Raw genomic sequence first — 7,296 nt, 5'->3', positions numbered from 1 at the left:
GAAATTGTGTAGATACCTATGTTGTAAAAGAGGGGGATTCCTTCCTTTATAAAGGTGAGGAACATTGCTCCGCAAGGGAGAGATTCTATTAAACTAAAATCTCATTTTTCAATGTATCAACTAACCGCTGATTCTGCTCATCTGTGCCAATAGTAATCCGCAGGAATTGGTTGATACGCGGCTTATTGAAATAACGAACGATAATACCGCGCTCACGTAGTTCCGCTGCCAGTTCACCTGCATCTTTGCTTGGCAATGAAGCAAAAATAAAGTTGGCTTTTGAAGGTAGTACCTTAAAGCCAAGTTCAACCAGTTGGGCAATCAGCTTTTCACGACTGGCAATGACTTTGGCATTTTGTGCTTCGAAATATTCCTGATCTTCAAAAGAAGCCACGGCTGCCGCAATCGCAAAACGATCCATCGGATAGGAGTTAAAGCTGTTTTTCACTGCTTCCAGTGCTGCAATCAGATGTGGTTGTGCAATCGCAAAACCGACACGTAACCCTGCTAATGAACGGGACTTAGAAGTCGTTTGACACACAACCAAGTTTTCATACTTCTCAATCAGGCTGACTGCAGATTCAGCACCAAAATCTACATAAGCCTCATCAATTACGACGACTGAATTCGGATTGGCTTGTAGTATTTCTTCAATGGCAGACAAACCCAATGCAATACTGGTTGGTGCATTTGGATTGGTGATAATAATGCCGCCATTTGGCTGTTTATAATCTGCTACCACAATTTCAAAATTTTCATTTAGTGGTAATACTTTGGTTTTAACCCCAAAGAACTGGCTATAAACCGGATAGAAGCTATAAGTGATATCAGGATATAGAAGCGGCAATTCCTGAATAAAGAAGGCTTTAAAGATATGCGCCAGAACTTCATCAGAGCCGTTACCGACAAAGACATTTTCAGCCGCAACCTTCTGCTGTTTCGCAATTGCCTGTTTTAGTTCTGATGCATCGGGATCTGGATAAAGACGCAATACGTCCGCACCATTAGCTAAAACTTTTTGCACCGCTTCCACCACTTTCGGTGATGGTGGATATGGATTTTCATTGGTATTTAATTTTAACAGGTTCTGGATTTTTGGTTGTTCGCCTGGCACATATGGTTCCAGCTCACGTACTTCAGGACTCCAAAAACGCATTTGTTCTGTGGTGATATTCATGGATTAATCTCAAATTCTGTCTCAAAAAAGGGCTGATCAATCAGCCCTCAAAAAAATCTTTTCAAGCTTATTGATAGCGATAACGTGCTGAGCGGGCATGTGCATCCAGATTTTCCTGTTGCGCCAGAACATCTGCCGTTTTCGCCAAGGTTTTCACGCCCTCTTCAGAACACATGATCAGGCTGGAGCGTTTCTGGAAATCATACACACCAAGTGGTGATGAGAAACGTGCAGTACCAGAGGTTGGCAACACATGGTTTGGACCAGCACAGTAATCACCAATCGCTTCTGGCGTATAGCGTCCCATAAAGATCGCACCGGCATGACGGATCTCTTCAGCCATCTCTTGTGCCTCATCTAGACATAACATCAAATGTTCTGGCGCAACCTGGTTAATCAGTTCAATACCTTCAGCACGGTCTTTGACCACTACCAATGCGCCACGATTGGCAATCGAAGTACGGGCAATCTCAGCTTTAGGCAAAGCTTCCAAATGTTTTTCAATCCACTCACCTACGGCATTCAAAAGCTCTTCATCAGGAGTAATAAAAACAGCTTGTGCCACAGTGTCATGCTCAGCCTGTGACAATAAATCCATTGCCAGCCACTCTGCATTATTTTTACCTTCAGCATACACCAGAATTTCAGAAGGCCCTGCGATCATGTCGATACCGACCTGACCAAAGACCGCACGTTTTGCCGCAGCCACGAAACGGTTACCCGGACCAGTGATTTTGTCGACACGCGGAATAGTCTCTGTACCATAGGCCAACGCAGCAACTGCCTGTGCACCACCAATAGTGAATACACGATGCACGCCAGCCAGATAAGCCGCAGCCAGTACCAATGGATTCAGCTCACCCTTTGGTGCAGGTACCACCATGATGATTTCACCTACACCTGCCACATGGGCCGGCACCGCATTCATCAACACTGAAGATGGATAAGAAGCCAGACCACCTGGTACATAGATTCCCACACGATCCAGTGGAGTAACTTTTTGACCTAAGGTATTGCCTAGAGCATCCACATAAGTCCAGCCATCCTGTTTTTGTGCCTGGTGAAATTCACGGATACGCTTTGCTGCCAGTTCTAGCGCTTCACGCACTTCTGGGCTTAAACTTTCAAATGCTGCTTTAAGTTGTTCTTGAGTCAGTTCCAGATCTGAAAATTGATGCGCTGGATGTCGATCGAACTGCTGAGTTAATTTAAGAACATGAGCATCACCATACTGACGTACATCAGCGATGATTTGGTCTACGGTTTTTAAAAGTTCAGGATCACTCACTGTTTCAAAAGCCAGCAAGTCTGCAAAAGCTTGCTTGAAGTTTTGATCTTGAGTCGATAAACGTCGCATCAATTTACCCACAAGGTTGATATGGAAAAGATTAGTTTACCTTTTTTAAAGGCACTTGTGGTTATCATTCTGCAGCATCAGACACGAGTTTTATTGAAAATTACTTTCGCCACAATTGATGAAGGAATTTAATTAACTGAAAAGATGTCAGTTATAAAAAAGCCATCCCGAAGGATGACCTATTTGATTCTTAAAATTTAAGCTTTTTTCGCTTTTTGGCGTTCTTCAACCGCTTTTTCCAACTGGGCAATAATCGGATTTAACAGAGTCTGTTTACGTTTAAAGCTGGCTTTATTCACAATTAGACGGGAAGATACCTTACAGATTTCTTCCAAAGGTTCCAGACCATTAGCACGCAGCGTATTGCCCGTATCGACCACGTCGACAATGTAATCACCCAGACCCACCAGTGGCGCTAACTCCATTGAGCCATACAGCTTGATCACATCCACTTGCTCGCCAAGGCTCGCATAGTATTGACGAGTCAAGTTAACATATTTGGTCGCAATCTTTAAACGGCCTTTCGGACGTTCCATACCCACCTTGCCGGCTGTCATCAATTTACAGTTGGCAATTTTCAGATCCAGCGGCTCATACACGTTTTGCGCACCATGTTCCATCAACACATCTTTACCCGCAACACCCAAGTCTGCTGCACCATTTTCAACATAGGTCGGTACATCAGAAGCACGCAGAATCAGGATACGCACATGCTTATGTGTGGTCGGGAAAATCAGTTTCCGTGATTTGTCCGGATCTTCTAACAGGTTGATCCCCGCTGTTTCCAACAGAGGAAGAGTTTCTTTTAAGATACGGCCCTTGCTTAATGCTAAAGTTAAACCATGATCAAAATTGCCCATTACGTCAAAGTTTGGATCATCGTTTCTCATATCGCTCATTAACTTACTCGCTTAATTTGGGCACCTAAACCTTGTAACTTCGCTTCAACATTTTCATAACCGCGGTCAATATGATAGATCCGGTCAATCACTGTTTCCCCGTCTGCGGCAAGCGCTGCCAGCACCAGAGAGAATGAAGCGCGTAAATCCGTTGCCATCACCGGGGCTGCAGAAAGTTTTTCTACGCCAGTAACAACAGCATCATTACCTTCGACCTGAATATTGGCACCCATACGTGCCAGTTCAGGAACATGCATGAAACGGTTTTCAAAAATCGTTTCAGAAATTGTCGCAAAACCACGAGCGATGGTATTCACTGCCATCAACTGGGCTTGCATATCTGTCGGAAATTCTGGATGTGGCAAGGTACGGAAGCTGACTGCTTTCGGACGTTTCCCCATCATGTCCAGTTCAATCCAATCCTCACCACGGGTGACTTCTGCGCCCATCTCTTCAAACTTGTCCAGGACAGATTCAAGCAGGTTTGGATCGGTATGGGTGGTTTTGACACGACCACCGGTAATAGCAGCAGCGGCCAGATAGGAACCAGTTTCAATCCGGTCAGCCACCACTGCATGTTCACAGCCATGCAGATGTTCTACACCGGTCACTACCAATGTATCGGTGTCCAGACCTTCAATCTTAGCACCCATCTTGATCAGCATTTGAGCCAGATCGGTAATTTCCGGTTCACGGGCTGCATTTCGAATGGTGGTGACACCATCAGCAAGGACAGCGGCCATTAGAATATTTTCGGTACCACCCACAGTCACCATATCAAAGACAACTTCGCCACCTTTCAAACGACCGTCAATTTTGGCATGGACATAACCCGCTTCAACTTCTATCTCTGCACCTAAAGCTTCTAAAGCCTTCAAATGCTGATCGACTGGACGCGAACCAATGGCACAACCACCAGGCAAAGACACCTGCGCACTACCGTAGCGCGCCAGCAAAGGACCAAGCACCAAAATGGATGCACGCATGGTTTTTACGAGTTCGTATGGTGCGAACTGGTTGGTCAGTGTTGAAGTATCCGCAACAACCGTATCACCTTCATAAGTCATAGTGATACCGAGGCCGGCAATGAGTTTAACCAATGTATTTACATCTTTCAGATTCGGCACATTGGTCAGTTTGGTAGGAGTCTCTGCAAGAATCATTGCAGCCAGGAGTGGTAGTGCTGCATTCTTTGCACCAGAAATACGCACTTCACCTTCGAGCTTATTGCCGCCCTGAATTAAAAATTTATCCATTAATCTATTAAGCTCCGAATAAGCTTGCTTTGCGCCATTCTTCTTTGGTCATTGCGCGAATTGTCACGGCATGGACTTCACCACTGGCAATATAAGAGTTGAGAGGAGCATAAACAGCTTGTTGGCGAGCAACTGGACGCTTACCTTCGAATTGATCATCCACAATACGGAGATCATATTTACCGCCTTGGCCAGTCACAACAATTTCAGCCTCAGGGAACGCGGCTTTTAAGACTTCAGCGAGCTGTTCATTATTCATCACAAGACCTCTTATAGGACTAACGGTGTAAAACGGATCATTTTACTATAAATAAAAAAAATAATTCATTAGTCATATACATTATATCTATAAAAAAAGAGGCTTTTAAAAACCTCTTTTTTTCAATTTTACTGATTATATTGCGATTGGCTGATAATTCAGATTCATTTTACGATAACGATCGATCTGTTTTTTCAATTTTTCTGTCAAAAGTTTAATCGAAGTATACATGTCGTCCGCATTGGCATGAGCAAAAAACTCAATTCCTGGTAACCGTACAATAGCTTCTGCGATATGGTTGCTGCTTCCTTTTTTAGAACGCTTATCAATTTGGTGATCTTTAGAAAGTTTAATCTGCATACTGTTCACTTGATCCAGATGCTTGGTGATCTGTGCGAACTTTGTTTTTATATTTTCTTCAATTGCTGGCGTAATAGATAAATGATGTCCACGAATTGTTATTTGCATAATTCTATCCCTCACCTTCGTTAGGATTAGAAGAGTCACAGTCAAATGATCGAATGACAATAACCGATGCAAAGCTACAGTTCAGCTAATGGATTAAATCATTTAACGGTTCCTCAAAAGTAAAAAGATATTCATCATGCTGTCATGATGAATATCTAGAATAGTCAAATTTTCAAGCTCAGATCAAGACCTTTCTTTCAGAAGATGAAGGAATATGTAACGATTCACGATATTTAGCGACTGTACGACGTGCCACATCAATCCCCTCTTCTTTCAAAAGATTCGCAATCGCATTATCTGACAATGGTTTACGTGTATTCTCTTCCGCGATCAGTTTTTTGATCTTGGCACGGATTGCAGTTGAAGAAGCTTCGCCACCAGACGTCGTTCCGACATGACTCGAGAAGAAATACTTCAACTCGAATAGACCACGTGGAGTCAACATATATTTGTTGGTGGTCACACGAGATACGGTTGATTCATGCAGTTCGACTTCTTCAGCAATGTCACGCAGTACCAGCGGCTTCATACCCTCAGCGCCAATTTCCAAAAAAGCTTTTTGATGCTCAACAATACAGGTGGCGACTTTTAATAACGTTTTATGGCGCTCATCAATACTCTTGATAAAGTTTTTTGCTTCCAGCATCTGGTTACGCAAATACTGGTTATCGTCACTCTGATCCGCCCGTTTAATCATATTGGCATAAAACGAATTGACGCGCAGTTTCGGCATCACATCCGGATTCAGCATCACTTGCCAGCTATCATTCTTTTTGGCCACCACAACATCAGGCACCTGATAATCTGAATCACGATCTTCAAATTCCAGCCCTGGATGTGGTTTTAAGGTTTTTAGCAGATCTACTGCACTGCGTAATTGATCAGGGTTCAAGCCAGTTTGCTTGATCAGTTTAGGCAATTCATTGGTGATGAGGAGTTCATAGTGCTGCATCAGTTTGATCGCAGCATCGCGGCAAGGGGTAGATGCAGGCAGATTCTCTAATTGCACCATCAAACATTCAGCAAGATTACGTGAACCTACACCCACGGGTTCCAGACGTTGAATATGTTTAAGCACCACAAGGACTTCATCATTTTCGACTTCGTCCTCATAATCCATACTTTCTAATAGGTGTTGAACAGAAACAGTAATCTCTTCAATTTCAACTTCCAGAAAGCCTTTATCATCCAATGAATCAATGATGTAATGGGCAATCAGCTGATCAATTTTGGAAAAATGTAGCAGATTGACTTGTTCAATTAAATGCTGTTTCAGGCCTAAATGCCCCTGGCGATTATCTTCACGCTCTTCAAATTCAGCAGCACCAAGGCTCGTTGGCTGATGGGTATAGACATCATCCCAATCAGTATCTACAGGCAAATCATCCGGCAAATGATCTGCATTCAATTCATTGGTTAAATCTTTCTGCTCACGCTCAGCAAGATCAGCCGTTGATAAGCTTTCGATGCTCGATTGTTCTTCAACTTTTTCCAGCAAAGGGTTACTGTCCAGCTGCAACTGGATTTCCTGTTCCAGTTCTAGACTAGATAATTGCAGTAATCGGATTGCCTGCTGTAATTGTGGAGTTAATGACAGCGAGTTCGCAACTTTTAAGCCCACTGATAATTTCATTGTTACCCCTCATTTTTAAATCGCGCTCTATAAGCAATTTTTATGCCGCTTTTAATTTTTATAACACAGTTTTTGCAAAACACATATAAAACTTTGATGATTTTCTAGACTTAATTTTGCAAAGCTTATAAATATTTATATTTTTTAATAATTTAGTTTTAACCAAAAATTATTACTTCAAACAAAAACCCACGCATAAAAAAACACCCCCTGATTTGGTCAGGGGGTGTTTAGAATAATGAGCTGG

Annotated in this window: 7 protein-coding genes; all 7 read right to left on the bottom strand. The window is 42.8% G+C overall.

Features of this window, described 5'->3' with window-relative positions:
• Positions 1-88 precede the first annotated feature (88 nt).
• The 7 genes from hisC to GW12_RS03370 all read right to left on the bottom strand — a co-directional run bounded on the left by hisC (position 89) and on the right by GW12_RS03370 (position 7,049).
• Entirely contained in the window at positions 89-1,177 is a 1,089-nt protein-coding gene (gene hisC / locus GW12_RS03400) for a histidinol-phosphate transaminase (protein WP_034583389.1), read from the bottom strand.
• A 67-nt stretch (positions 1,178-1,244) separates the two neighbouring features.
• Positions 1,245-2,546: a histidinol dehydrogenase gene (gene hisD / locus GW12_RS03395; RefSeq protein ID WP_161788373.1), complete on the bottom strand. Its 1,302-nt coding sequence runs from the start codon at positions 2,544-2,546 to the stop codon at positions 1,245-1,247.
• A gap of 185 nt (positions 2,547-2,731) precedes the next feature.
• Positions 2,732-3,433: an ATP phosphoribosyltransferase gene (gene hisG, locus GW12_RS03390; protein WP_034583387.1), complete on the bottom strand. Its 702-nt coding sequence runs from the start codon at positions 3,431-3,433 to the stop codon at positions 2,732-2,734.
• Positions 3,433-4,689 carry a UDP-N-acetylglucosamine 1-carboxyvinyltransferase gene (gene murA / locus GW12_RS03385; protein ID WP_034583386.1) on the bottom strand — a complete coding sequence of 419 codons (1,257 nt, stop codon included), beginning with the start codon at positions 4,687-4,689 and terminating at the stop codon, positions 3,433-3,435. The genes hisG and murA overlap by 1 nt, the downstream gene beginning before the upstream one ends.
• Before the next feature lie 7 nt (positions 4,690-4,696).
• Positions 4,697-4,948 carry a BolA family iron metabolism protein IbaG gene (gene ibaG, locus GW12_RS03380; protein WP_034583384.1) on the bottom strand — a complete coding sequence of 84 codons (252 nt, stop codon included), beginning with the start codon at positions 4,946-4,948 and terminating at the stop codon, positions 4,697-4,699.
• Positions 4,949-5,083: 135 nt separating this feature from the next.
• Positions 5,084-5,416 carry a ribosome hibernation-promoting factor, HPF/YfiA family gene (gene hpf / locus GW12_RS03375; RefSeq protein WP_034583383.1) on the bottom strand — a complete coding sequence of 111 codons (333 nt, stop codon included), beginning with the start codon at positions 5,414-5,416 and terminating at the stop codon, positions 5,084-5,086.
• A 178-nt stretch (positions 5,417-5,594) separates the two neighbouring features.
• Entirely contained in the window at positions 5,595-7,049 is a 1,455-nt protein-coding gene (locus GW12_RS03370; RefSeq protein WP_034583381.1) for an RNA polymerase factor sigma-54, read from the bottom strand.
• Between the last annotated feature and the right edge of the window lie 247 nt (positions 7,050-7,296).

The sequence above is a fragment of the Acinetobacter sp. HR7 genome (genome assembly GCF_000773685.1).
GTDB classification, from domain to species: domain Bacteria; phylum Pseudomonadota; class Gammaproteobacteria; order Pseudomonadales; family Moraxellaceae; genus Acinetobacter; species Acinetobacter thermotolerans.
This window is presented reverse-complemented; position numbering and strand designations above follow the sequence as displayed.